The following is a 26,023-nucleotide window of genomic DNA, read 5'->3' as shown; positions in this document are numbered from 1 at the left end:
GGGTAGTCTGGCTGTTGGTTATATCAATCTCCACCCTCTGTAAGCCCTATCTTATAGGAACGGTTTATAGGGCGCCCGGATAGGGGGGAGATAGGGCTAGGATAGGGATTACCTGACAATTCGGTGACAGTATAAAGGGTGGTTTGGGCGTAAAAAGAACAGCCGGAAGAGAGGTTCTTCCGGCTGTCATTCGTTATTTTTTTATCAGGAAAGGTCAGGCTTTGGATTTGTGAGGTGCTTTGTATTTTAGATCTGTCAGAATGAGACCCATGATCTCCTGAGGTGTTACCTCAAATAAATCCGCTAATACAATGATTTCCTCAGCTTTCAAGAGGCCAGGTTGATAGATCTTTCTATGCAAGGTAGCATAATGGATGCGCGCATCGGTTTTTACGACCGTAACGGGTATAATTTTAAAGACTGCTTCCAGGCTTTTGATGTTGCCTGTTTGAATTAAATGCCTCACTGCTTCGTATCGGGAGTCTTTAGATGTCGCCATAGTTAGATTAAAACAGAAATATAATATTCATAACACTATTTTAATTCTTTTAATAATAAAATGGACATGTAAAAATTAATAAAAGATTATTTTTATAATAAAATTGACATAAATTGTTTATTATTGTGATGTGGAAATTGTAACATCCAATAACAATAAATATTTATTTATGAATGGTCATGTAAATACACCTGCGTGGCATCAACAAACATATTGCCTGACGCCTGAGGAAATATCAAATCCTGTTGAAGTATTAACAACTTTTTGTTGGGAGTATTCTCCTTCGGAAATACGGACGAAACTGAAGGATTGGTATGCTGCTTCTTTATCTGATGAGGAGGCCGACAGTAAATCTATTTTTGTCGTTTATGAGAACATTGAAAAGCTCATTGAGGCTGTTTATCTGATCAATGCTCAGAACAGCCTGTTGGTAAATAAATTATAGTCTTCTATCGCGTTGCATTCATTTGTCATTAATAATCATTTCAACCTTAAAATTATGGATAACGCGCAAAATGTTTTATTAAAGATTCATACTTTACTTTCCAGTACCTCTTTATCTTTCAGGCAGAAAGTTTGCGAAGAATGCAACTGGAGTATTCCTACTTTTTATAGGCGTATAAGATTGATAAATACGCCAGATAAGGAGGGCAAATTATCAACCGCAGTCAGTAGCGCCGAAGAGGCTATGATCATCAAAATAATGAATACGGTTTATCAGGAGTTGAGCAACGAACTTCAGCAGATTCAATAAAAGAGCATAACCGGGCTGATAGTCCGTCAGCCCGGTTATACTCTTTTACTGCTTCACATAATGCAAACACACCACACCCGAACTCTCCAACGAAGTGCTTTTCACAAGTTTCAGCTCTATATGTTCCTTAATCCCTTTAAAATAGGGCATTCCTTCACCCAGGATCACCGGGTTCACAAACAGCCAGAATTCATCTACAAGGCCATGCTGAATGAGTGACTGTGTTGCGCGGGGACTGCCAAATATCACGATTTCTCCTCCTGGCTGTGCTTTCAGTGCTTTGATTTGTTCCACGAAGTCATCGCCGATCACGGTGGTTTTATCCCGCTGCAATCCTTTCAGGGAATGCGACAGCACTATTTTATTTACTTTATTATACCAGGCGGAATGTTCTCTGTCGTGTTTGGAGGCGTTGGGTTTGTCGGCAGCGGTGGGCCAGTAGCCTTCCATCATATCATAGGTAACCCGGCCGTAAAGGGCGGTATCGGAGGCATTGGTGCGTTCAGCGGCAAAGTCGAATAATTCTTCATTGACATGGATCCAGTTCATTTCTCCGGCGGGTCCTGCTACGAAGCCGTCGAGGGAAAGGTGCATAAAGGAAACGATCTTTCTCATGGTATGTGCTGTTTTATGAAGCAAACATACCGCAGAAATTCTGTTTCTGATAGGTGCAATTAAGACATTTGTAGGGGGGATTCCGTCAGGGGGAAGGGAGGGTGCAAATGAAAAAAACAGCCTCCCCGCAGGAAGGCTGTTTGCAAGTATGACTTAGAGTAATTTCAATACTTCTTCACCCATGGCATCGGTGCCCAGGATTTTATCAGCAGGAGTAGACTTATCAGCGATATCTCCGGTACGGAAACCCGCTTTCAGCACACCATCCACTGCACTGATCACCGCTTCTGATTCTGCTTTCAGGCCAAAAGAAATATCCAGCAGCAGGGCGGCAGATAAGATAGAGGCCAGTGGGTTCGCTACCCCTTTACCGGTAATGTCGTGTGCAGAACCGTGGATAGGCTCATATACACCAGTACCGTCGCCGATAGAGGCGGAAGCGAGCATGCCCATAGAACCGGCAATCTGGGAAGCTTCATCGGTGAGGATGTCGCCAAACAGGTTGGCAGTTACCACTACGTCGAAGCGGCGTGGATCTTTGATCAGCAGCATGGCGGTGGCATCTACAAACTGGTGTTCTACTTCCACGTCAGGGTATTCCAGTGCTACTTTCTGTACCACTTCTCTCCAGAGACGGGAGGTTTCGATCACGTTGGCTTTATCTACAGAGCAAAGCTTTTTTCTGCGGGTTCTGGCCGCGTCAAAGGCTTTGCGGGCAATACGTTCTACTTCGTAGCGACTGTATTCCGCGATATCGTAAGCGGTATCGCCATCGTTCTTGCGGCCTTTTTCACCGAAGTAGATGTCGCCCGTCAGTTCACGGAAGAAGAGGATATCCGCGCCTTTTAATATTTCAGGTTTGATGCTGGAAGCACCCAGTAATTCATCAAATAATTTGATGGGACGGAGGTTGGCATACAGACCGAGTTCCTTGCGCATTTTCAGCAAACCCTGTTCTGGTCTTACTTTGGCAGAAGGATCGTTGTCGTATTTAGGGTGACCTACAGCGCCGAACAGTACGGCGTCGGAGTTACGCATTTTTTCGAGCGACTCATCCGGTAAAGGATTGCCGGTGGCTTCGATCGCTACGTGGCCGATCAGGGCTTCATCGTAGGTAAAGGTATGTCCGAATTTTGCAGCGATCCTGTCCAATACTTTTTTTCCGACTGCAGTTACTTCCTGTCCGATTCCATCACCTGGAACTATTAAAATATGTTTAGTTGCCATTCTGTTGTTATTGATAGTTTAGATTAGGTTCAGCATTTTTTGTGTGGCCTTGATCGCAGATACCGTCTGGTCGCTGTCCAGTCCCCTGGTTTTGAATTGTTTGTCGTTCAGGCTCCAGGTAATGATGGTTTCACACAACGCATCACTTTTACCACCGGGAGGTATCCGAACGGCATAGTCCGTGAGGACGGGAAGGTCCTGTTTCAGCTTTTTATATACCTTTTTCAGAGCGTTCATAAAAGCATCATACTGACCATCGCCCTGGGAGTGTTCCTCGTACATTTCGCCATTTACGGAGATCTGCACGGTCACGGAAGGGTTCAGATTTTTGGAGTGGGTGAGTACATAGTTTTCTACAGTCACCTTTTCCTCGATCCGGTTGCTGTCCAGTACATCCGAGATAATATAGGGAAGATCCGCCTGCGTAAGCACTTCTTTCCGGTCGCCCAGTTCGATGATGCGCTGCGTTACTTTTTTCAGATCGGGGTCCGACAGTTTGATGCCCAGTTGTTGCAGGTTGTTTTCTATATTGGCTTTACCGCTGGTTTTGCCCAGGGCATATTGCCGTTGCCTGCCAAAACGTTCGGGCATCAGATCGCTGAAGTAGAGCTTATTCTTTTTATCGCCATCTGCATGAATACCGGCGGTCTGGGTAAATACATTTTCGCCTACAATCGGTTTGTTGACCGGGATGCGGAAACCGGAAAATGTTTCCACCAGTTTACTCACGGTATACAGCGAGGTTTCTGCGACGGATGTTTTCACTTCGGGCAGGAAATCATTCAGCACAGCGATGGCGCTGGCCAGGGAGGCGTTACCGGCTCTTTCACCCATCCCGTTGATGGTGAGGTGAATGCCATGAGCACCTGCCTTTACGCCTTCAAGCACGTTGGCGGTGCCGAGGTCGTAATCGTTATGTGCGTGAAAATCGAAATGACTGTTCGGATAGCGTTCCACAATAGCGGTTACGAATTCCTTTACTTCGTCGGGCGTAAGTACGCCCAGTGTATCCGGCAGCATGATCCTTTTTACAGGTACCTGTTGCAGGAAATCGAGGTATTGAAAAACATACTCGCGGGAGTGGCGCATGCCGTTGCTCCAGTCTTCCAGGTACACATTGCATTCGAGGCCTTCTTTATTGGCCAGGGCCACTACGGCGGCTACTTCTGCAAAGTGTGCTTCCGGCGTTTTCTTTAACTGATGGGTTAAATGATTGAGCGAGCCTTTGGTGAGCAGGTTCATGACTTTAGCGCCGGCCTGCAGCATCCATTGCACGGATACATCGCCATCTACAAAAGTCAATACTTCTACCTTGTTTAAAAAGCCGTTTTCTGCGGCCCATCCGGTAATTGCCTTTACCGCAGCAAATTCACCATCCGAAACACGGGCGGAGGCAATTTCAATTCTGTCCACTTTTACCTCTGTCAGTAAAAGCTGTGCAATGGTTAGTTTTTCAGAGGGTGAAAAAGAAACTCCGCTGGTTTGTTCACCGTCACGGAGTGTGGTGTCCATTATTTCAACGTGGCGCTGGGTCACTGGCATAATACTTATAGAATGTTTAGTACATGCTCTTGTCGGCGAAAACTTTTATTTCGTCCTTCATGGCTTGTAAGTAATCAATATCATCAAAGCCGTTCATCATGTTATGTTTTTTGTAGCTGTTGATGGCAAAGGATTCGCTGTCACCGGTGGCCGGGATAGTGATGGTCTGTGTTTCCAGGTTCACTTCTACTTCCGCTTTGGGATCGGATTCTATCGCTGTGAATATTTTATCGAGGAATTCGGGGCTTACCTGTACGGGTAAGATACCGATGTTTAAGGAGTTGTTTTTGAAGATGTCGGCAAAGAAGCTGGACACGACACAACGGAATCCGTAGTCGTAGATAGCCCATGCCGCGTGTTCACGGCTGCTGCCGCTACCGAAGTTCTTACCCGCTACCAGTATTTTACCGGAGTAGATAGGATTGTTTAATACGAAATCTTTTTTAGGCGTGCCATCTGTTTCATAGCGCCAGTCGCGGAACAGGTTGTCGCCAAAACCTTTACGTTCTGTTGCTTTCAGGAATCGTGCAGGGATGATCTGGTCAGTGTCCACGTTTTCAATGGGCATGGGCACTGCGGTACTCTTTAATATGGTGAATTTATCGTAAGCCATTTTCTGTTGATCGTTTAAAGATGTTGTAATAAGGGGAATGATTAAGCAATCAGTTCTCTTGGGTCAGTCACTACACCGGTTACTGCGGCTGCAGCGGCTACCAGCGGACTGGCCAGCATGGTGCGGGAACCTGGTCCCTGTCTGCCTTCAAAGTTCCTGTTACTGGTGCTCACGGCGTATTTGCCGGCGGGCACTTTATCATCGTTCATGGCCAGACAAGCAGAACATCCGGGCTGACGCAGCTGGAAACCGGCTTCTGTCAGGATATCCAGGATACCTTCTTCTTTGATCTGCTGTTCTACGATGTGGGAACCGGGAACGATCCAGGCAGTCACGTGTTCTGCTTTTTTCCTTCCTTTTACAATAGAGGCAAAGGCACGGAAGTCTTCGATACGACCGTTGGTGCAGCTGCCGATAAATACGTAATCCACTTTTTTACCGATCATGGCTTCTTCCTCATGGAAGCCCATGTACTGCAATGACTTTTCGTAGCTGGTTTTGCTATCGCCGGCCAGTGCAGCAGGAATATGTTTGGTGATACCCATACCCATACCCGGGTTGGTACCGTAAGTGATCATTGGTTCAATATCCGCAGCGTCGTAGGTGTATTCCTGGTCAAACGCAGCGCCTTCTTCTGTGCGCAGTGTTTTCCAGTAAGCGAGGGCTTTATCCCATGCTTCTCCTTTAGGCGCTTTTTCGCGGCCTTTGATATAATTAAAGGTGGTTTCGTCCGGTGCAATAATGCCACCGCGCGCACCCATCTCGATACTCATGTTACAAACGGTCATACGACCTTCCATGCTCATGTTTTCAAATACATCGCCGGCATATTCCACGAAGTACCCGGTAGCACCGGCTGCAGTGAGTTTGGAAATGATGTAGAGCGTCACATCTTTTGGGGTGATACCTTTACCCAGCTGACCATTTACATTGATCCGCATTTTCTTTGGTTTGGGCTGCATGATACACTGGGAACTCAGTACCATTTCTACTTCAGAGGTACCGATACCAAATGCAATGGCTCCAAAAGCGCCGTGGGTGGATGTGTGGGAGTCGCCACATACGATGGTCATACCCGGGAGGGTAATACCGTTTTCAGGACCTACCACGTGCACAATACCGTTCTTCGGATTACCCAGTCCCCAGTGGGAAATACCATATTTATTGGAATTGGTTTCCAGGGCTTTCAGCTGGTTGGCGGAAAGCGGGTCCTGTACCGGTAAATGCTGGTTAATAGTTGGCGTATTGTGATCGGCTGTGGCAAACGTCTTTTCAGGAAACATTACCTTTAAACCCCTGTTTTCCATTCCAAGAAAAGCCACAGGGCTGGTTACTTCATGAATAAAATGGCGGTCGATAAAAAATACATCCGGACCATCTTCAATTTTCCTCACAACATGTGAATCCCATACTTTGTCAAATAAGGTAGCGGGTTTATTGCTCATTTTTTAAAATTTTAAAAGTAGCTACTTGATTGTTCAAATTTATTCATAAAATCTATTTTATTTCAATATTTTTTCTAAGGATACCCTGTAAATAGTGGTAAAACAGCAGGAGGGACGGGCGTTTGAGCCTGTTTTGAGGTGCATTTTGCTGATAGTCAGTGATTTGTAATTTTTATTGTTCTGACTTGGAAAGCATTTATTTTAATATCATAGGGAGATATATACATATAAAAATGTAATGTGAGGCAGGCGGTGGCACGGAATAACATGAAAAAAGCGGTGACCTTTTTAGGGAAGATCGCCGCTTAATGTCCTGTAAAATGACAGATGGATAATTTTTATGTCATCAGCTTGTCTTTCGGTAATTAAAAATAGCCCAGCCATTTAACCCCGCTGCAAACAGCAACAGGTACACCAGCTCTTTCTGTACATCGGCAAAACCGCTGCCTTTCAGCACAATCATCCGGATCACTTTAATGAAATGGGTGACCGGCGTCAGGTTGGCAATCAGCTTCGCCCAGGGCGGCATACTGTCTACCGCCGTAAACAGGCCACTCATCAGCATAAAGATCATGATGAAAAAGAAAGCCACAAACATGGCCTGCAACTGGTTACTGGTATAGGTAGAGATCAATAGACCAAAGCCCAGCAGGGCCACCAGGTAAATAGCGGCAAACACATACATGGTCACGAAGCTACCTACCGGCCAGATGCCGTATACGCCCCAGGCTACCCCCAGTCCCAGCGTAAATACAATCATCCCCACTACCCAGAAGGGGATCAGTTTACCCAGGATAAATTCCCATTTGCGTATAGGCGTTACGTTAATCTGCTCTATAGTGCCCACTTCTTTCTCCCGCACAATATTGAGGGCCGACATAAAGCCACCAATGAGCGTAAGCAGCAATACCAACACTGCCGGCACTACGTAGAAACGGTATTCCGCCAGGGGATTAAACCAGTTGGAATAGGTAATATCGATAGCCCCCGAAGGCATATTACGCCCGGCATTGACAGGGATCTGCTGGTTGAAATCATTGATCACAGACAGCAGGTAATTACCGCCTATCGCTGCCTTGGTGCCATTGATGGCATCTACGGTTACACCCAGTTTCTGGGTGCCTTCCCTTACCAGGTTGCTTTCAAAATCGGCTGGTATTTCCAGCACCAGGTCGGCTTTTTCCTTTTCTATATAGGTAATAGCCTGCTGGAAAGAAGGCTCAGCGGCCACGATATTAAAATAACCCGATGCACCGATCTTTGAAATGAGTTGCCGGGAATAGGAACTGTGGTCATGATCCACTACTGCCAGGTTCACGTGTTTTACGTCAAAGTTCATGGCCAGCGGAAGGATGATCAGCTGGATAGTGGGCATGGCAAACATCATGGCGATGATGGTTTTATCCCGGAAAATCTGTTTGAACTCCTTCTTCAGTATATAGCCCAGCACTATCATGATAACCTTGTTTTAAAGTTTTTGAGCGCAATAGTGAGTGCTACGGTAGTCATCCCCAGCAGTACCAGCGTTTCTTTCCAGATATAACTAAAGCCAAGTCCTTTCAGCATCACCGATTTTACAATCAGGAAATACCACCTGGAAGGGATCACATTGGAAATAATCTGGAAAGGCTTTGGCATATTTTCCAAAGGAAACATAAACCCGGTGAAGATCATGGTCGGGATCATCATACCCATCATAGATAACAGCAGCGCGGTTTGCTGGGAATTGGTGGTGTTGGAAATCATCAGTCCAAGCGATAAACAGGTAATAATAAATAACATGCTTTCCAGGAACAGTAATACAATGCTGCCCTTAATACCCACATCCAGTACAAACACCGCCAGTACGAGGATCAGGATGAAATTGGCAAGCGATAATATCAGGTAAGGGATCGCCTTTGCAATGAGTACCAGTAAGGGTTTAAAGGGAGATACCAGCAATATCTCCATAGTGCCCAGCTCTTTTTCCCGTACCACCGATACGGAGGTGAGGGCGGTACACACAATCATCAGTACCAGCGCCATCACACCGGGAATAAAGTTCAGCGAGCCGTTGCCTTCTTCGTTATAGAGCATTCGTGATTCTGTAACAATGGTGTAAGGCAGCCGGGGGCCCGGACTGATCTGTTGCTGATAGGCCGTAGTAATAGCGGTGATATAATTGATCACCGTTTTGGCGGTGTTGGGATCAGAGCCATCGGTAAGCAACTGTAGCTGCGCTTTGCCACCATGCTGCAGGTCGTTGCCGAAATTGGGCGGGAAGATCAGTGCGCTTTTCGCCGTACCTTTTTTAAACGCATCTTCTATCTCATTATAATCGACCGATGTTTCATTGACGATGAAATAGGAAGAGGATTTTATTTTACGGATCAGCTGTTGTGTATTTACATCTCCCGATTGGTCAATTACCGTAAGGGTAATATCTTTTACTTCACTGGTGAGCGCGAAGCCAAACAGTACAATCTGCGCTACGGGCAAACCAAACATGATGAGTAAGGTCCGCCTGTCGCGGAATACATGGAAGAATTCTTTCCTGATAAAAACAAGGAATTGTTTCATACAAATGTTTTAATCGCCCGACCGTTTGGCGCCACGGGCCAGCTGGTAAAATACTTCGTCCATATTATTGGCTTTGAACTGCGCTTTCAGGTTGGCAGGAGAATCCAGTGCTTCCACTTTTCCGTCTACCATAATAGTGACGCGGTTACAATATTCCGCTTCGTCCATGTAGTGAGTGGTAACGAAAATAGTGATGCCGGTGGCAGCCGCCTCGTAAATCATATCCCAGAACTGCCGCCGTGTTACCGGGTCTACGCCGCCGGTGGGTTCATCCAGGAATACAATCCTGGGCTGGTGAAAAATGGCCACCGAAAAAGCCAGCTTCTGTTTCCAGCCTAACGGCAGCGACCCTACGAGTTTCTTCGCTTCTGCTGTCAGCCCCAGTTTTTGTACCAGGTTGTCGCTGCGCTTGCGGATTTCAGCCGATGGTACGCCATAAACCCCACCAAAAAACTCGATGTTTTCCAGCACCGTCAGGTTCTCATACAGGGAGAACTTCTGACTCATATAACCGATATTCTTCTTGATGGCTTCTGTTTGTTTATATACATTGAAACCCGCCACCGTAGCTTCTCCGGAAGTAGGGTAGGAGAGGCCGCAGAGGATACGCATCGCCGTCGTTTTGCCGGCGCCGTTAGCCCCCAGAAACCCGAAGATCTCTCCTTTGTTTACCTCAAAAGAGATCTTGTTGACGGCGTAAAAATCGCCGAAACGTTTGGTGAGATCTTTACATACAATCACTTTTTCTTCCATAGCGCCTTATTTTGAGTCCTGGTTCATGAAGCGGATAAAACTATCTTCAATACCGGGCTGAATAACTTTAATGGTTACGTGGGTGTGTCCCCGTTGTTCAATGGCTTGCTGCAAAGCAGTGGTATCTGCCCGTTCATTCTTCAGCGTCAGATGGATGTACTCCCCGAAAGCAAAGCTGGTATCCACTTCCGGCATACTCCTCAGGTCTGTCAGCAGGCGGTAGATGTTGTCGGCCTTAATAGCATAGAGCTTCACCGGGTAAGCGGCAATAATTTTTTCCGGTGTATCCACCGACATGATCTTTCCATTCTGTATCAACGCAATCCGCTCACAGAGCATCGCTTCATCCATATAAGGGGTAGATACCACGATGGTGATGCCCTGTGTTTTCAGCTTTTTCAGCATATCCCAGAACTCTTTTCGGGACACCACATCCACTCCGGTAGTAGGCTCATCGAGGAACAGCACCTCTGGTTTGTGGATCAGCGCACAACACAGTGCCAGCTTCTGTTTCATGCCACCGCTGAGTTTACCGGCACGACGGTCATTAAAAGGCTTTATCTGGTCGTAAATATCTTTGATCAGGTCGTAGTTGCTTTCAATGGTGCTGCCGAAAAGTGTGGCGAAGAAATCCAGGTTTTCTTTAACGGTGAGGTCCTGGTACAGGGAAAAACGCCCTGGCATATAACCGATCCTGCTGCGGATTTCCCGGTAGTCCTTTACGCAATCGTAGCCCTGTACGGCAGCGCTGCCTTTATCCGCCAGCAACAGGGTGGTGAGGATGCGGAAGATGGAGGTTTTACCGGCGCCATCCGGACCTATCAGGCCAAACAGCTCACCTTCGGCCACCTGGAGGGAGACGTCGTCTACCGCCAGCACCTTGCCTTTGTCGTAGGTCTTGGTGATATGATCCAGTGTTACTGCACTCATTTGGTTGCGTTATTGATCAGCATTTCGCCATACATACCTATTTTCAGATAGCCGTCGTTCTTCACCCTTACTTTGATAGCGTATACCAGGTTGGCCCTTTCGTTTTTTGTCTGAATGGTTTTGGGTGTGAATTCTGATTTATCAGAGATCCAGGTAATTTCGCCGGGATAGGATTTGTATTGTTTTTCACCCTGGTCTATTCTCGCCGTCACTGCCTGTCCCAGCTTGATTTGCGGCAGGGTTACACCGGTTACATAGGCCTTCAGGTACAGTGTATCAATATTGGCTACCTTGTATAAGGGCTTGCCTACAGTGGCCATTTCGCCTTGCAGCGCGTATTTCAGCAACACCACTCCCTTGATCGGGTTAATGATTTCTCCTTTATGTATCTGCTCTGCATATTGTGCCAATGACTTTTCCAGTGGCGCTTTTTCGCTGAGAATAGTTCGGTTCTGCGTGGAGGTGTTAGAATCATTCAGCTTCAATTGCTGACGGGTAACGCTGAGTTGACGTTCCAGCTGCACGATCAGTGCGTTGATATCGTCCAGTTGTTTCTGGGTGGCGGCATCACTTTTAACGAGGTTTTCGGTACGCGTTCTTTCCCGGTATTGCTGTTGCAGCTGTGCTTCCTGTACCAGCAATTGTTTTCTCACCAGTTCTGTTTGCGGCACCGGGTCGTGGGTTTTTTCTTTCAACGCATTGATAGATGCCTGTACCTGCTCTTTTTGCAGGGTAGGGATGGTCACGTCTATTTGTCCGACGGTTTGACCGGCGTTCAGCTGATCGCCTTCTTTCAGTGTGAGCGACAGGATCTGGCCGGTTTGTTCTGCGGATACAATGACTTCATCTGCTTCAAAGTTGCCCGAAGCATCGTAATTGTTTTTGCCTTTGCCACAGGCGTTGATCAACATTATCGTAGCTATACCAAGTATCAGGTTGTATTTCATATACAATAATTATCAGTTGCCGGATGTGTTTTTATAATTGTATTGTGCCTGCAGCAGTTGAATGCTGTGAAGGATGCGCGATTGTTTTGCCAGGTTTTCTGCATTCAGCTGGGAAATGTATTCGTGTACGGTGATAACGCCGTTGTCCAGCTGCGCCTTCGCTGATTGGAGAACTGACGAGCGCAGGGTAATGGCATTATCATCCTGTTGTATCAGGGCGCCGAATTTATCGATGTCCTGGTGCTGCTGTTGCAGGCTCATACTGGTATTGAACAGGAAAGTTTCCTTATTGACATCGAGGTTTTGGCGGTTGATGTCCAGCAGTTGCCGGTTGTTTTTCAGGGAATACAAGCTGCCGAGCGACCAGTTCAGCCGAACGCCGCCGATCCACCAGGGACCGAATTTATTATCTACAATATTCAGGGTGGGGCGGCCATAGGCGCCTTGTATAAAGGCATTCAGTTTGGGCAGGTAGTTGGACTGCAACTGTTTTTCCTGTACATCAAATGCTTTTTTCTGTATATCGTAGTAAGTAATTTCCGGGCGATGGATACCTTCCTGTGGCGTTGCGGGCGCGGGCCATGCCAGGGCGGTACTGTCAGACAAAAGCTGATGAATAAAAGCGGCCAGCATTTTCATATAGGCCTGCCGGTTAGTACTGAACTCGGTGGCGGCCATTTCTGTATTTACGATCTCTGCTTTCAGTTCATCTACATTACTGCGATAGGCAACGCCGTTGGCGAGGGCTGCCTGGGCTTTATCGGCCGCGCTTTGCAGGTCTGCTCTCCTTAATCCGTTTTGTTTCAGTTGGGCTTCCATCAGGAGAATGCCGAAGTAGAGTTGCGTAATCCGGTCGCGGATCGCATACAGGTTCACTTCCAGCTGTTGCTCCTGTATCGCAGCATTCGCCCTGCTGCTTTCTTTCTGTAGTTTGCTGACGCCGCCATCATAGAGCTGCTGGGAGATCTCTGCCTGGATCTTGTACTGGTCTTTGCTCAGCGACGGGATCTGGATACCGGGAATAGTGGCGGGGATCACATCGCCGAAGTTAATGGTCTGCGACTGATACGTCGCCTGTCCGCTCACGCTGAGTTGCGGCAGGTATAACTTACCGGCATTTTCTACGGAATAACGGCTGCTGCGGGTGATCAGGTCGTATTGTTTTATCAGCGGGTAATTTTGTCGCGCCAGCGTATAGCACTCTTCCAGGGTAAGCCTGGTTTGCCCCGATGCGGCTCCGGATAAGGTGCCACATAAAAGTAAACAGCTCAACGCTTTTAATACATTCATAGCGTAATATTCAGTTTGAATGATTGTTTTGAAAAGTTGTTCAATTCCGGGGCAAAAAAAATGCGGCTATTTCAGCATGCCTTTAATCCATGCGGGGATCAGTTTTCTCCGTTCTTCCATCAGTGCCTGGAACTCATTGTTTTTTATCACCTTATTTCTTTCCAGCAGTGGCCTGGCAAGGAATGGCATTACCACAAACCCGATGAGGTTCATCATGATATGAAGTGGATGGATGCTGAGTTTCCCTGTTTTCTGTAAAGCAAATAACTGCTTAAAGAAATGCGACTGGAAGATGGCGTTTTTACGATTGTCTTTGAACAGGTCATCGGTGCCGGCAAAAATCTCATTGACCATAAATATCGGGAAGTCCGGATTCTTCAGGAGGAGGTTGATATAGTGATCTGCCACTTGTTCTATCTGCTGCTGCAGTGTGAGCTGTTCATTGTTGAGCACACCGATCACGGCATTGATCAATTTATCCACCACCTCAGCCATTACCAGCTGAAACAGTTTTTCTTTGCTGCGGAAGTAATAGTTGACGAGCGACAGGTTAATATCTGCTTGCGCCGCAATGTCCCGGACTTTGGTAGCCTGGAATCCTTTTTTGGTGAATACGATCCTGGCAGCGGCTTTGATCCGTTCTTCCGTAGAGGCATCCATATTTACTTTCTTATCACTGACCGGCATAATGAAGCTCCTTGTTTATGCAAATATACAAAATTGAACAACTTTTCAAAACAATTGTTCAATTTTGTAGCATACGCTATAAAAAGCACTGATAATGGGTTGGAAGATCGTTATTTGGAAAACCCTGATCCGTTTCCCGGCCTACGTTTGGAGAGGGAATCCACCGGAACTTTGGCGTGGAAGGATGTATCAGCTTCCTTTTTGCCAGAAGTCCCGCCGGGCGGATGCTTATAAAGATATACACCCAATCTGAAGAGAATTAAAATAAGCGCACCCAGGTAAATATATTTATTATTGTTACCCCGTTTTTTTTCGATGGTCATAATAGGAATAAATACTGCTTTATAAATATCATCGGCGTAAATATAATTTATTGTGAAAACGCGAAAGAGAATTAGATGCAGTTACTTTTCATGTAACCGTAAAAGTGTTAAAACATGACAGGAATAGCTTAACTTTAAGAATATCCTTACCTATATGAGACTTCCCGTTATACACGGTTATATAGACCGCCGCATCCTCGTAAATTTTGCTGTAGACCCAGCCGCTGTAAAAACATTACTACCGGCGCCTTTCCGTCCCAAACTTTTCAACGGCAAAGCCATTGCAGGTATCTGCCTGATAAGACTGAAACATATCAAACCCAAAGGCCTGCCCGATTTTATGGGCATCAATTCAGAGAATGGGGCGCACCGCATTGCAGTGGAGTGGGAGGAAAACGGTGTTACAAAAGAGGGCGTATATATCCCACGCCGGGATACCTCTTCCCGGTTGAACGCTTTTGCAGGTGGCCGGTTCTTTCCTGGAAAACATCATCATTCCCTGTTTCATGTGGAAGAGAAAAATGATCATTTTCATGTGGGCTTCACCAGTGAAGATAAAACCAGCATTTCCATTGAAGCCCGGCGCACAGAAGTATTCCCGGAGAATTCTGTTTTTGGAAGCCTGGAAAACGCTTCCGCTTTCTTTGCCGCCGGTGCTGTGGGCTATTCCCCCAATCCCCAGGATAGTCTGGATGGACTCATATTAAAAACCTATGAATGGAAAGTAAGTCCATTGCATTTGCTGCATGTAACGTCCAGTTTTTTTGAAGATACCCGCATCTTTCAGAAGGGTAGCGTGTCTTTTGATAATGCGCTGCTGATGACCAACACAGAACACGAATGGCATTCTGTTCCTGGCTGCCCCGGCGGTTTTTCCGGTCATAAATAATAACCTTGCATTATTGAGAATGTTTTTTATTTTGTTCGCGGAACAATGTAAAACCCACTCAATCTTGTTATAAATGGACTCACGCAGAGAATTTCTGAAAAAATCTTTCTTGTTATCAGGAGCTGCCGGTTTGTCGACCATGATGCCTGCATCCATTCAACGGGCACTGGCGATAGATCCTGCGCCCGGTAGTACTTTCCTGGATGCAGAACATATCGTTATCCTGATGCAGGAAAACCGCTCTTTTGATCATTGCTTTGGTTCACTGCAGGGTGTTCGCGGTTTCAATGATCCACGTGCGGTATGGCTGCCGGATGCAAAGCCGGTATGGTTCCAGACAAACGAAAAAGGTGATACCTATGCTCCCTTCCGGCTCAATATCAAAGATACCAAAGCCACGTGGATGGGCGCCCTGCCGCATTCCAGGCCCAGCCAGGTAGATGCTTACAACAACGGCCGCTACGATAAATGGCTGATTGCCAAAAGGCCGGGTAACAAGGAATACGCCGCGATGCCGTTAACAATGGGGTATTACACGCGCGAAGATCTTCCCTTCAACTATGCCATGGCAGATGCTTTCACGGTATGCGATCAGAATTTCTGTTCCGCCATGACCAGCACCACACCTAACCGCTCCTTTTTCTGGACCGGAAAAATAGTACATGAAGAAGACGGATTACCCAAAGCGCATATCCGGAATGATGATTACAGCTATGGAAAATTACCCTGGAAAACATTCCCGGAACTGCTGGAAGAAAATAATATCGCCTGGAAATTCTATCAGAACGATATCAGCTGTGGTGGCGGATTTAAAGGAGAAGAACGTGCCTGGCTGGCGAACTTCGGCTGTAACCTGCTCGAATTCTTTGCCGCCTACAACGTGAAGTTTTCCGACCGCTATATCAATGGTATGCTGAAACAGGTGGAAACCCTCCCGGATGAAATCAATAAGTTACAGGAAGCCAGTCCTTCGTCTGAGGAAGCCGCCACAAAGATCCGCACCGATATCTCCAAAAAACAGGCAGCGCTGGATAATGCCACCAGCGAATTGCTGAAGTGGAATAAAGAGAGTTACGAAAAATTGACACCGCAGCAGCAATCGCTTTATCAGCGGGCGTTTGTAGTGAACAGACAAGATCCGGATTTCCGGAATGTGACGCAGGTGAACTATAAAGATGGCGCCACAGCACGCACGGTGACCGTCCCCGCAGGAGATGTTTTGCATCAGTTCCGCAGCGACGTGAATGGAGGAAAGCTGCCGGCAGTGTCCTGGCTGGCAGGACCGCAGAACTTCTCCGATCATCCCAGTGCGCCCTGGTATGGCGCCTGGTATATTTCCGAGATCCTGGATATTCTCACTCAGAAACCGGAAGTATGGAAGAAAACGATCTTCATCGTTACCTATGATGAAAATGATGGCTACTTCGACCACGTTGTTCCGTTTTCCATCTGCGATAATAATAAACCTGGTACCGGGAAATGTTCTGCAGGAATTGATACAGAAATTGAACAGGTACGACTGGCACATGAACTGAAACAGGGCGTTCCTGAAACACAGGCGCGTGAAGCGCCGGTAGGACTGGGTTTCCGGGTGCCGATGATGATTGCTTCTCCCTGGAGCAGAGGCGGTAAAGTATGTTCCCAGGTATTTGAACACACCTCTACCTTACAGTTCCTGGAAACATTTTTCAACAGGAAACTCAATAAGAAATTACACCTGGAGAATATCAGTCAGTGGAGACGCACTATCAGCGGGGATCTCACGGCAGCTTTCAGTCCGTTTAATACCAGCACGCCTGATAAAAAGATCTTCCTGGATCAGCATCGGGTGGTAGAAACGATTTACAACGCCCGTTTTAAATCTGTGCCTGCCGGATTTAAGAAGATCAGCAATGAAGAGGTGGCAGCCTTTGCAAAGCGTAACGGCAGTGATATTTTGCAGCAGGAAAAAGGTACACGTCCGTCTTGTGCACTCCCGTACGAGTTACTGGCCGATGGTCAATGGAACGCAGGCGCAAAGCAGCTGACCTTGAAAATGACGGCCGCTAAACAACTGTTCGGCGACCGGGCTTCCGGCGCCCCTTTTACCGTATACACGCCGCTGGCTTATAAAAATGAAGCACCCGGCAGACGCTGGGCCTTTGCAGTGGCCGCAGGTGATACGCTGACGTATGAATGGCCGGCATCCGACTTTGCCGATGGTCTTTACCAGCTGCATTTGCATGGCCCTAATGGTTTTTACCGGGAGTTTGCCGGATCTGAAAAACATCCGCAGCTGGATGTGCAACTGGGGTACGAAACAACGGGAACTTTGAAGAAGAAAGCCACCGGTCAGCTGGTATTACGTGTAACCAATACCGGTAGTAGCGCCCGTGATTTCAGCATTACTGATAATGCCTACAACGGAAAACTGATCCAACGTCAGGTGGCGGCAGGAGCTACGCTTGAACTGGTATTGCCTTTGCAGAAAAGCCGGGGTTGGTACGATTTCAGTGTGCAGGCAGCTGGCTTTGATACTTTCCGTCAGCGATATGCAGGAAGAGTGGAAACTGGTGCAGAAGGGATTTCGGATCCTTACATGGGAAGAGTATAACTAAACAACAGCGGGATTTCCGTTTACCGGGAATCCCGCTGAAATATATTATTGTAGTATTTCTTTCACTGGTTTACCCACACAGCCGCTAGGCATCTGGATACGCAGCATAGCTGCCAGTGTAGCCGCGATATCTGTCATATGCACCGTTTCATTGGATGTGCCATGTTTTACATGCCATCCCATAAACACCAGTGGAATATGGATATCAAACGGATTCCAGTTACCATGGGTCGTTCCTCTCATAGAACCTTCAAACCATCCTGGCTCAGGAATCACAATCACGGAACCGGTACGTTTACGGTTGTATCCATTGATCGCCATCGTATTGATTGGCTCTGGCAAAGGATTTACGCCGATATTGTCCAGGTCTGCCGCAAACTGGATACCTGGTTGTGCTTCAAAATATCTCACGGTTTCTTTTTTCACGGCGTCGTAGTCCAGTTTGGATGCGGTGATTTTTGCTTTGTCGAAGCTCACATGGTAATTCATAAAGGAGGTGACCAGTTTGCTGACGCCAAAACGTACATTCAGCGTGCTATCCAGGCCGGCGATCAGTTTCTTGCCTTCTACCGGACCTGCTGGCAGTTTGTGTTCCTGCATGAATTTAATGGCATGAGCGGCGCCGTGATCTGCTGTGAGGAATACGAGGTAATTGCCTTTACCCACTTTCTGGTCGAGATAGCTGAAGAATGCCGACAGGTCTTTATCCAGGCGCAGGTAAGTGTCTTCTACTTCAATGGAATTAGGTCCGTATTTATGGCCTACATAATCTGTAGAGGCGCAGTTGATGGTCAGGAAATCGGTCACGGTATTATTTCCCAGGTCGTATCCATCCACGGCCGCTTTCGCAAAATCCAGTGTCAGCGTGTTGCCGTTGGGGGTAGATCTCAGGCTGCCCGGATCTTTCTTATAAACATCTTTTAAGGCGTGAGGAAAAACAGGTGCTTTTTCACCGGAGAAAGTGCCTTCCCAGGCTACATTATCTTCACTGCTCTGTACATAGGTGTTGATAGGGTACAAGGTTTCCCACGGCTTCGACATCAGCTGCTGTGGCTCCTTGCGATCATTGAAACGCTTAACCCACTCCGGCAGGTCATTCATATAATAAGTGCTGGTAATAAAACTACCGTTGCTGTCATCCAGCCAGAATGCGCCATTGGCGGTATGTCCGGCGGGAAGGATAGAGGCGCGGTCTTTCAGCGACACACCTACTACTTTGGAGCGGAAGTTGGTGGCCAGTTTTATTTCGTCTGTGATGGTAGATGCCAGCAGGTTACGTGGCGACATTTTTCCTGCGGAACTATTGCTGCCAACGGATTGTACGGAGGTATCTTCGGTGCAGTACCATTTTCTGCCGGTAAGCTGATCTGGCCAGTCGTTGCCGGTAATGCCATGAATGGCAGGCACACTACCGGTATAAATAGTACTGTGACCTACTGCGGTAAAGGAAGGGAGATGACTGATGAAAGTATTTTCACAGGAAAAACCTTCGCCCAGCATGCGTTTGAAGCCGCCGGCCTCATAGCGGTCGTAGTAACGGTATAAATAATCCCAACGCATCTGATCTACTACGATTCCAACAATCAACTTGGGTTTCTCATTAGACTGAGCCACTGCCGTAAGTCCCTGTAACGCTGTGAATGCGCTCAGGACAACAGTCGCCATAGATTTTGTTATTCCATTCATAAACTGTCTTTTTTCATTTTTTAGGTTCACACCCCAAAACGGGAATCGACAAACGTAACAAAAAAAACAATAAAATCCGGGCGCTTTTGGGTGAACGGTAAAAAAAGATCCGCATCTTTGCAGCGCTACCATAACCCGGAAATCAGATGAAAAAAAGATATTTATTAGCAGGACTCCTTTTAAATACGGTTAACCTCTCCGCACAACAACCCGCTCCAAACCTTCGCCTGGGCCGCTTTGATGGCCAGTTTGCACCTGTTATGGTGAACCAGGAACGGCAATGGTTACATATATCCGGCGCCGTTATGGTAGATAAAACGGAAAACTTTGGCCTGTATAATACCGTGGTAGCGGTGAAGCATAATGCTTACGGCGCTATCAACAGCGCCGGCAAAATCATTGCACCTTTTAAATTCGACGGCATTTCCGTAGAAAACGAAAAAGACGATAAAGACACGGCAAAGAATTATTGTCTCGTTATCACACAGCTGAATGGAAAGTATGGTGCCGTAGATACCCTGGGCAATATTATCAGCGAACCTGTATACAGCGAAATGAATGTAGTCACCACCCGGGTGGCGGCCGTAAAGAAAGATGGCCGCTGGGGCTGGATAGCGATCAGTAACGGGGCCGTCTTACAGGCACCCCTATACGAAGCGGCCGATAAAAGCTATGTCCGCGAACATACCTTACAGATAAAGAAGGGTGGGAAAGTAGGACTGGCAGCGGAAGATGGCGCTATCATCGTTCCCGCAGAATATGATTCTTTTGAATATCTCAATAGCCAGGACAGATACTTTGGCTTTACGGTCAACGGTAAGTCCGGTGTCATGGACAGAAACGGGAAGATTGTTGTGCCAGCTGCGTATGAACGTTGCAGTATGAATGCCGGCAATGACCTGTTCAGCGTGGTGGCAAAAGGAAAAACAGGTTTCGTTAATGCGCAGGGCAAAGAGCTATTGCCTTTACAATACACTGCTGTAGCAGAGTTGGGCGATGCCGTGAAAGTAAGTGTTGGTAATAAAAACGGCGTAGTAAATGCGGAAGGAAAGGAAATCATCCCCGCACAGTATGATGATATTAAGGCCATCAACGCTGCCGGTCAGGAAGCATTCAGAAACCTTGTACCCAGTGGGGCCGACAAAACCGTTTGTTTCCTCGTAAAACAACAGGACAAAATCGCAGTGTTTGATCCAGCCGGAAAGCAGTTGTCGCCCTTTATCTATAGCGAAGTAACACCATTCTCCCGCTATGATACGCCTTTTCTGGCGGTCGCCAGGGATGGGAAGGCCGGCGTATTGCGCCCTGATGGGAAAGTAGCAGTACCTCCTGTTTATGAAGGTATCGCAGCCGGTTATCTTTCTAATTATTCTTATGTAGAAGAGGAGGCCGGTGCTGACAAGGCCGACTTTATGCCTGTACTGAAAGGAGAAGGTCTTGGCTTGTTTAATATGGCTACCGGGAAGGAAGTATTACCACCGGTGTATAACTGGATCCAGTGGCAGAACGGGGAGTTCCTGTTCCTCCGGAATGGCGACAGCACAGCCATTACCGATAAAACCGGTAAGTTCATCCGTGCTGCAAAAAAATATGGATTTTTTACGTCGGTCGGCAATAACCGGATCGTAGAAACGCAATACCAGGATGATGGTACCATGCGCACCATGCTCTCGGATCTGGAGGGCCGCGTACTCTATACCAACAAATACTGGGATTTTAAAGACGAGCGGACCAGCCGCCTGCTGATACCCGAAAATGAACGTCGGAGCAGCCGGATACAATTCCGTGACGGGTTGCTGAAAGTATGGGGGGCACCGAAGGAAAACCTGTTCCTGGATGAGGCAGGGAAAGAAGTGATTTTCGATGAATATACTTTTGTGGGCGACTTCTGGAATGGCCTTGCCATAGCTGGTAAAGAAACAGGAGAGCGGCAGATGTTGTATGGGATCATCAACCGAAAAAAAGAAATCGTATATCCGGTTACAGCCGGCGATTTTAATGCCTTCGGCGATTACCTGCTGGTGAAGAAAGATACCGCCCGGGGATTGATCAGGAAAAATGGCACGATCATCTTCCCGGTAAGTTATGACGATATTTCAGTGGTAAATGATGCGCCTTTTTATAGCGTATCACAACATCATCTTTATGGTATCACAGATTCCCTTGGAAATGTGATACTACCTCCCGTTTATGATGAGATCAATTACCGGAAGGAAGTACAGCTGTTTGAACTGACAAAGGCCGGCAAACAGGGATGGGCCGATGTTTCCGGGAAGATTGTTATCCCGGTGATCTATGATGAAATGGAGTTGAACCGGGGATATGACAACAATATTTTTCCCTTGCTGGTGAAAGAAGGTAAGTGGTACTTTTATGTTGGCAGAGATGGGAAACCATTTCAGTACCGCTCGCTGAAGAAAATGGGATATAACGATTAAATATATTACGGCGATGCATATACGACATTTACTGACAGGCTGTTTTTTATTGCTATCACAAACGGTAGTTGCCCAGGAAGGCTCTCCGTTTAAGTATGGCTTTGCGTATGTTTATACCGGCGATAAAGGCTGGTATATAGACACTACAGGGAAGAAAGTTTTTGATGTAATCATAGGATCTTATCATCCGGTGAGCACCACACCAGCGGATGGGAGCGGCCACTCCAGGATTATTCCTGATGAAAAGCAGGACATGATTATGGTACGGAGTGGCAATAAAAAGGGTATTGTAAATAACGGCAAATGGGTAGTGCCGGCAGTATACGATTCCATTGAAATGAAATGGAGAACAACGTTGGTGCTTCGCAGTGATGGTAAAATGACCTACGCCGATACCTACGGTAAGCTGTTGCTGCCAATGGAATTTGAGGACGCCGGCATACTGGATGATGATCATTTTGATGTGAAAACGGGCGGTAAGTGGGGCGTTTACAGCACGCCGGCCAAAAAACTCATCATACCTGCCATATATGAAGGATTTGATTACTGTGGTGGTTGCGGCCTGAAAGGAGATTACCTGTTTGCACAGAAAGATGGCAAATGGGGCATCATCGATTTCAACAACAATGTACTGTTACCTTTTGAGTACGAACATGAACATAGTTTCATGCGCAGCGATAACTGGATACGGGCGTTGAAGAAAAACGGGCAGGAACTGGTAATTAATCTCGCGTTGAAAAAGGAATACCTGGCGCCGGAATTTTCGGATATGTCGATCATCGGCAACGGCCTGCTGAAGGCCCGGAAGAACGGGTACTATGGCCTCATTGACGAAGACGGTAAAATAGTAGCCGACTTCCGCTATGATGATATCCGCGAAAATGAATCCAATCCTGGTCCGTATTTCGAAGTTACGGAGAAGGGTAAAACAGGTATCCTGCGGGAAGATGGCAAAGTAATATTACCGGCTGCCTATGAGGGCGATATCACCGCCTACGCCGATTGCTTTATTGTGCAGGTGGATGGCAATTATACTTTGCTGGATACCACCGGAAAGCAACTGCTGAATAAAGCATACAGTGAGATAACGCCTATGGGTACTGCTTTTGAAAGATCAGCATCCCTGCCGCTTTTCAAACTCAAACAGAAAGCATTGTATGGTTTCTATAACCCCGCCAATGGGAAAATAGTGGAACCTGCTTTTTTTGAAATAGAGCGAACCTCCGTGACTTCACCCGCCACTGATTTGCTGGAGGTAAGTTATAAAGAGCGGAATGGCCTGTATAACCTGGCAGGAGAGGAAGTACTCCCTGTTATCTATCAAAAGCTGGAAGATATAACACCCGGATTTGTGAAAGTACGGGAGGCGGGCGGCACAGGAATCTTTGATATTTCACACCGGCGTATGTTGCTTCCGGCAAAGTTTGAGAGTATTTATGTAGCTGAGGCAGACAGCAATCTCTGGGTTACTACCAAACCAGGCCAGCAGAACGATATCTACTACAACCACAAAGGCATGGTGGTGCCTGCTCCAAAAGAGAAGCGGGGGGTGGTAAAAAAATCGGGTGGGTTGATAGAGAAGAAAACCGCCGGAGATGGTATGTTGTATGGTTATACCGATAATAACGGGAAAGTGATGGTGCCAGCGGTATACGAACGTTTGCTGGTAGACAAAAACGGACGGGGTTTCCTGGCGCAGAAGAATAGCCGGTTTACAGTATTCAATGGCGCAGGACAGGCAGTGAGTAAACAAACCTTTGAGGATGTGATGCTCGATGTAATGCCCACATATGGCTCTTCTACCGTTGAATTTACATTCCCGCTGCTTTGCCGGGATGGCGATATTTACCGTTACCTGACCATCGACGGACAGTTTCTGCCTTTTGAAATAAGAGATATTACAGCCTTTAGTCCATTCGGGATTTACGCCATTCCGGAGTGATAGCAAATTTTGAGGGCTGCTATTAATGCGCTATTTTAGTGAGGAGAATGTAATCAACAGCAAAGTACCAAAGCCCCCCGGTTGTCATAAAGTCTCATGTAGTTACCTGTAACAGATCAACTATATGCGGAAGTCACTTTTATTGTTTGTCGTGCCACTGGCACTGGTTTTTTTATTGCTGGTCCTGTTGTTTTTTTCCGGCTATAAGATCCATCACCAGAGCGGTCAGAAACTACTACGCGCGACAGACACCCTGATGTTGGAGAATCCTTCCATTCATTTAATGGATTCGGCGTTGTTTACGCTGAATGACGCGGAGAATAATTTCCGGCTGTATACGGTATTGTATAAACGAAAATATCTGGAGACTTTTTCCACAGAACTCGGACAGGTATTATCCATGATAGACACTGTGAGCGGGTCGTTGAGCGGTCAGTCTTCCAATTTCGCGTTTACCAGTCTGATGAAAGAAAAAGAAGGTCTTTCCGACAGAATAGCTACCCTGAAACTGACAACAGATTCTATGTTGACGCATTCCATAAAAAATGAGATGGTCGACAGGTTGCTCCGCAGTATCCCGGTATATACCGTGGAACAGATCAAAAAAGAACCGGTAACCATGGATACGCTGAATAGTATACAGCAGGCCAATACCGGTAAGAAAGGGATTTTCCGAAGACTGGGTAATGCAATCGCCAACAGGAATGATACCGTAAACGCACAGATCAGTATTATCGTCAAAACGAAGGGAGGCAAGGTCATTGACAAGGAAACCTATGATGCGTTACAGTTGAGAAAGATTGTAAAAGATATCAATACTTATTATAAAAACATCCTGACACAACAGTTGAATAACCGGATAAAGCTGGATGAAGAGGAATCCACACTTGCCGGAACCAACATCGCGATGATGGAGGAACTGAAAGTGCTGTTGACGGCGCTTCGGGAACACGCCACGGCGCAGAGCCGGGAGAAGAAACAGGCAGCTCATCACATTGTCCGGGGGAGTGCCACAAAAATGCTTGGCATCGTGATCATCGGTTTAGTTGCCTTGCTGGCATCGCTGGCAGCTATTGCCGGTGCTACCTGGATGATCCGCAGAAACAACCGGTTGTTGAAGGCGGGCAAACTGGCCGCAGAAGAACAAACACGGGTAAGAACCGATTTTTTAAATAATATGAGCCACGAAATGCGTACCCCCTTGAATTCAGTGGCTGGTTTTACAGAGCAACTGTCTTATACCGCACTCAATCCTGCCCAGCAGGAAATAGTAAACTCTATCACGGTCGCTACCCATATGCTGGTGCAGGTGGTCAATGATGTGCTGGATTTTTCCAAACTGGAGCGTGATTATATTTCGCTAACGCCACAGCCTTTTGTATTGTACCAGGTATTCAATGAGGTGGTAAACATCATGCGGATACAGGCGGTACAAAAGAACCTGGAATTTAATGCCAGCTTTGAAGGAGACAAAAACGGACAGGTGAAAGGCGACATTTTCCGGTTGAAGCAGATCCTGTTAAATCTTATCAGCAATGCCATTAAATACACGGAGAAAGGAACAATCACGGTAACGGCTACACTGGAACCGGTATCTGATAGGCAATCGTATTTCGATTTTATGGTGGCAGATACGGGTGACGGCATTGCGCCGGAAGCTTTGCCACATCTGTTTGAGCGCTTTTTCCAGGCAGGAACATCAAAGAGTCATCTGAAAGGAACCGGTTTGGGGCTGGCTATCACGAAGCGATTAATCAATTTGCAGGGAGGAGAGATTGAAGTGAGCAGTGAGTTGAAAAAAGGTTCCCGCTTCACCGGTCGTATTCCTTATGAGAAAGTAACGGTACCGCTGATGGTACCGGCAGTCACCAATGAAATCCCCACCATTACCGGTGCGCATATGGAAGGACGTTATGTATTGATTGCAGACGACCAGGAAATGAATCTGCTCCTGCTGAAACTTATTCTCACCCGTTGGAAATGCCGCTTCGATATGGCTACAGACGGGCAGAGTGCTTTAGAGCTGTTTCGCGGGCATCATTACGACCTGGTGCTACTGGATGTGCACATGCCTGTTATGGATGGCATCCAGGTATTGGAAGAAATCCGGAAGGATAAAGATCCCGGAAAGGCTGCCGTGGTGGCGTTGGCGCTAACGGCCAACATTTCCGCCGATGATGAAACCGCCTTCGGGAAGGCAGGCTTCAACGGTTGGCTGATGAAGCCTTTCCGGGAGAAGGAAATTTACGAGGTGATCATGGCGCATCTGAAAGTATGAAGCCGCCTGT

At 47.0% G+C, this 26,023-nt stretch carries 21 protein-coding genes; 7 read left to right on the top strand and 14 right to left on the bottom strand.

Annotated features, from left to right (window positions below; translation table 11 throughout):
- Positions 1 to 214: 214 nt before the first annotated feature.
- Complete coding sequence (locus tag BMW79_RS20650) at positions 215 to 499, bottom strand: hypothetical protein (RefSeq protein ID WP_089897655.1); 285 nt, start codon at positions 497 to 499, stop codon at positions 215 to 217.
- 169 nt (positions 500 to 668) lie between these two features.
- Between BMW79_RS20650 and BMW79_RS20645 the strand changes: the two genes are divergently transcribed.
- Both BMW79_RS20645 and BMW79_RS20640 read left to right on the top strand, forming a co-directional pair.
- Complete coding sequence (locus BMW79_RS20645; RefSeq protein ID WP_089897654.1) at positions 669 to 944, top strand: hypothetical protein; 276 nt, start codon at positions 669 to 671, stop codon at positions 942 to 944.
- Between the two features lie 54 nt (positions 945 to 998).
- Positions 999 to 1,253 (top strand): hypothetical protein, encoded by a 255-nt coding sequence (locus tag BMW79_RS20640; protein ID WP_089897653.1) that lies wholly within the window; start codon positions 999 to 1,001, stop codon positions 1,251 to 1,253.
- Positions 1,254 to 1,298: 45 nt separating this feature from the next.
- Here the strand turns inward: BMW79_RS20640 and BMW79_RS20635 are convergent, their stop codons facing one another.
- From BMW79_RS20635 to BMW79_RS20580, 12 genes are all read right to left on the bottom strand, one after another.
- Positions 1,299 to 1,868 carry a dihydrofolate reductase family protein gene (locus tag BMW79_RS20635; protein WP_089897651.1) on the bottom strand — a complete coding sequence of 190 codons (570 nt, stop codon included), beginning with the start codon at positions 1,866 to 1,868 and terminating at the stop codon, positions 1,299 to 1,301.
- A gap of 153 nt (positions 1,869 to 2,021) precedes the next feature.
- Positions 2,022 to 3,095: a 3-isopropylmalate dehydrogenase gene (leuB, locus tag BMW79_RS20630; RefSeq protein WP_089897650.1), complete on the bottom strand. Its 1,074-nt coding sequence runs from the start codon at positions 3,093 to 3,095 to the stop codon at positions 2,022 to 2,024.
- Between the two features lie 18 nt (positions 3,096 to 3,113).
- Positions 3,114 to 4,637, bottom strand: a complete 1,524-nt coding sequence (locus tag BMW79_RS20625) for an alpha-isopropylmalate synthase regulatory domain-containing protein (protein WP_218150391.1) — start codon at positions 4,635 to 4,637, stop codon at positions 3,114 to 3,116.
- A 16-nt stretch (positions 4,638 to 4,653) separates the two neighbouring features.
- Entirely contained in the window at positions 4,654 to 5,250 is a 597-nt protein-coding gene (gene leuD / locus BMW79_RS20620) for a 3-isopropylmalate dehydratase small subunit (protein ID WP_089897649.1), read from the bottom strand.
- A 41-nt stretch (positions 5,251 to 5,291) separates the two neighbouring features.
- Entirely contained in the window at positions 5,292 to 6,695 is a 1,404-nt protein-coding gene (gene leuC / locus BMW79_RS20615) for a 3-isopropylmalate dehydratase large subunit (RefSeq protein ID WP_089897647.1), read from the bottom strand.
- Positions 6,696 to 7,041: 346 nt separating this feature from the next.
- Positions 7,042 to 8,151, bottom strand: a complete 1,110-nt coding sequence (locus tag BMW79_RS20610) for an ABC transporter permease (RefSeq protein ID WP_089897645.1) — start codon at positions 8,149 to 8,151, stop codon at positions 7,042 to 7,044.
- Complete coding sequence (locus BMW79_RS20605; RefSeq protein WP_089897642.1) at positions 8,148 to 9,254, bottom strand: ABC transporter permease; 1,107 nt, start codon at positions 9,252 to 9,254, stop codon at positions 8,148 to 8,150. The genes BMW79_RS20610 and BMW79_RS20605 overlap by 4 nt, the downstream gene beginning before the upstream one ends.
- A gap of 9 nt (positions 9,255 to 9,263) precedes the next feature.
- The gene (locus BMW79_RS20600; RefSeq protein WP_089897640.1) at positions 9,264 to 10,007 is read right to left on the bottom strand and encodes an ABC transporter ATP-binding protein; all 744 of its coding nucleotides are present in this window, start codon (positions 10,005 to 10,007) and stop codon (positions 9,264 to 9,266) included.
- Positions 10,008 to 10,013: 6 nt separating this feature from the next.
- A complete protein-coding gene (locus BMW79_RS20595; protein WP_089897638.1) occupies positions 10,014 to 10,937 on the bottom strand; it encodes an ABC transporter ATP-binding protein in 924 nt (307 codons plus the stop codon).
- On the bottom strand, positions 10,934 to 11,884 hold the full coding sequence (locus BMW79_RS20590) for an HlyD family secretion protein (RefSeq protein WP_089897635.1): 951 nt from the start codon (positions 11,882 to 11,884) through the stop codon (positions 10,934 to 10,936). Before BMW79_RS20590 ends, BMW79_RS20595 begins: the two co-directional genes overlap by 4 nt.
- Before the next feature lie 12 nt (positions 11,885 to 11,896).
- Positions 11,897 to 13,174, bottom strand: a complete 1,278-nt coding sequence (locus BMW79_RS20585) for a TolC family protein (RefSeq protein ID WP_089897632.1) — start codon at positions 13,172 to 13,174, stop codon at positions 11,897 to 11,899.
- Positions 13,175 to 13,240: 66 nt separating this feature from the next.
- On the bottom strand, positions 13,241 to 13,861 hold the full coding sequence (locus BMW79_RS20580; protein WP_089897630.1) for a TetR/AcrR family transcriptional regulator: 621 nt from the start codon (positions 13,859 to 13,861) through the stop codon (positions 13,241 to 13,243).
- A gap of 477 nt (positions 13,862 to 14,338) precedes the next feature.
- Here BMW79_RS20580 and BMW79_RS20570 point away from each other — a divergent pair, with 477 nt between their 5' ends.
- Positions 14,339 to 15,073 carry a DUF2071 domain-containing protein gene (locus BMW79_RS20570; RefSeq protein WP_089897627.1) on the top strand — a complete coding sequence of 245 codons (735 nt, stop codon included), beginning with the start codon at positions 14,339 to 14,341 and terminating at the stop codon, positions 15,071 to 15,073.
- Between the two features lie 73 nt (positions 15,074 to 15,146).
- A complete protein-coding gene (locus tag BMW79_RS20565) occupies positions 15,147 to 17,666 on the top strand; it encodes a phosphocholine-specific phospholipase C (protein WP_089897625.1) in 2,520 nt (839 codons plus the stop codon).
- Between the two features lie 48 nt (positions 17,667 to 17,714).
- On the opposite strand, the gene pafA is transcribed toward BMW79_RS20565, so the two are convergent.
- Positions 17,715 to 19,355 carry an alkaline phosphatase PafA gene (pafA, locus tag BMW79_RS20560; RefSeq protein WP_089897623.1) on the bottom strand — a complete coding sequence of 547 codons (1,641 nt, stop codon included), beginning with the start codon at positions 19,353 to 19,355 and terminating at the stop codon, positions 17,715 to 17,717.
- Between the two features lie 146 nt (positions 19,356 to 19,501).
- Between pafA and BMW79_RS20555 the strand changes: the two genes are divergently transcribed.
- From BMW79_RS20555 to BMW79_RS20545, 3 genes are all read left to right on the top strand, one after another.
- On the top strand, positions 19,502 to 21,793 hold the full coding sequence (locus BMW79_RS20555; protein ID WP_089897621.1) for a WG repeat-containing protein: 2,292 nt from the start codon (positions 19,502 to 19,504) through the stop codon (positions 21,791 to 21,793).
- 13 nt (positions 21,794 to 21,806) lie between these two features.
- Positions 21,807 to 23,735: a WG repeat-containing protein gene (locus BMW79_RS20550; protein ID WP_089897618.1), complete on the top strand. Its 1,929-nt coding sequence runs from the start codon at positions 21,807 to 21,809 to the stop codon at positions 23,733 to 23,735.
- A 124-nt stretch (positions 23,736 to 23,859) separates the two neighbouring features.
- Complete coding sequence (locus BMW79_RS20545) at positions 23,860 to 26,013, top strand: ATP-binding response regulator (RefSeq protein WP_089897616.1); 2,154 nt, start codon at positions 23,860 to 23,862, stop codon at positions 26,011 to 26,013.
- The last annotated feature ends 10 nt before the right edge of the window (positions 26,014 to 26,023 follow it).

It is taken from the genome of Chitinophaga arvensicola (genome assembly GCF_900110835.1).
Classification (GTDB): Bacteria; Bacteroidota; Bacteroidia; order Chitinophagales; family Chitinophagaceae; genus Chitinophaga; species Chitinophaga arvensicola.
This window is presented reverse-complemented; position numbering and strand designations above follow the sequence as displayed.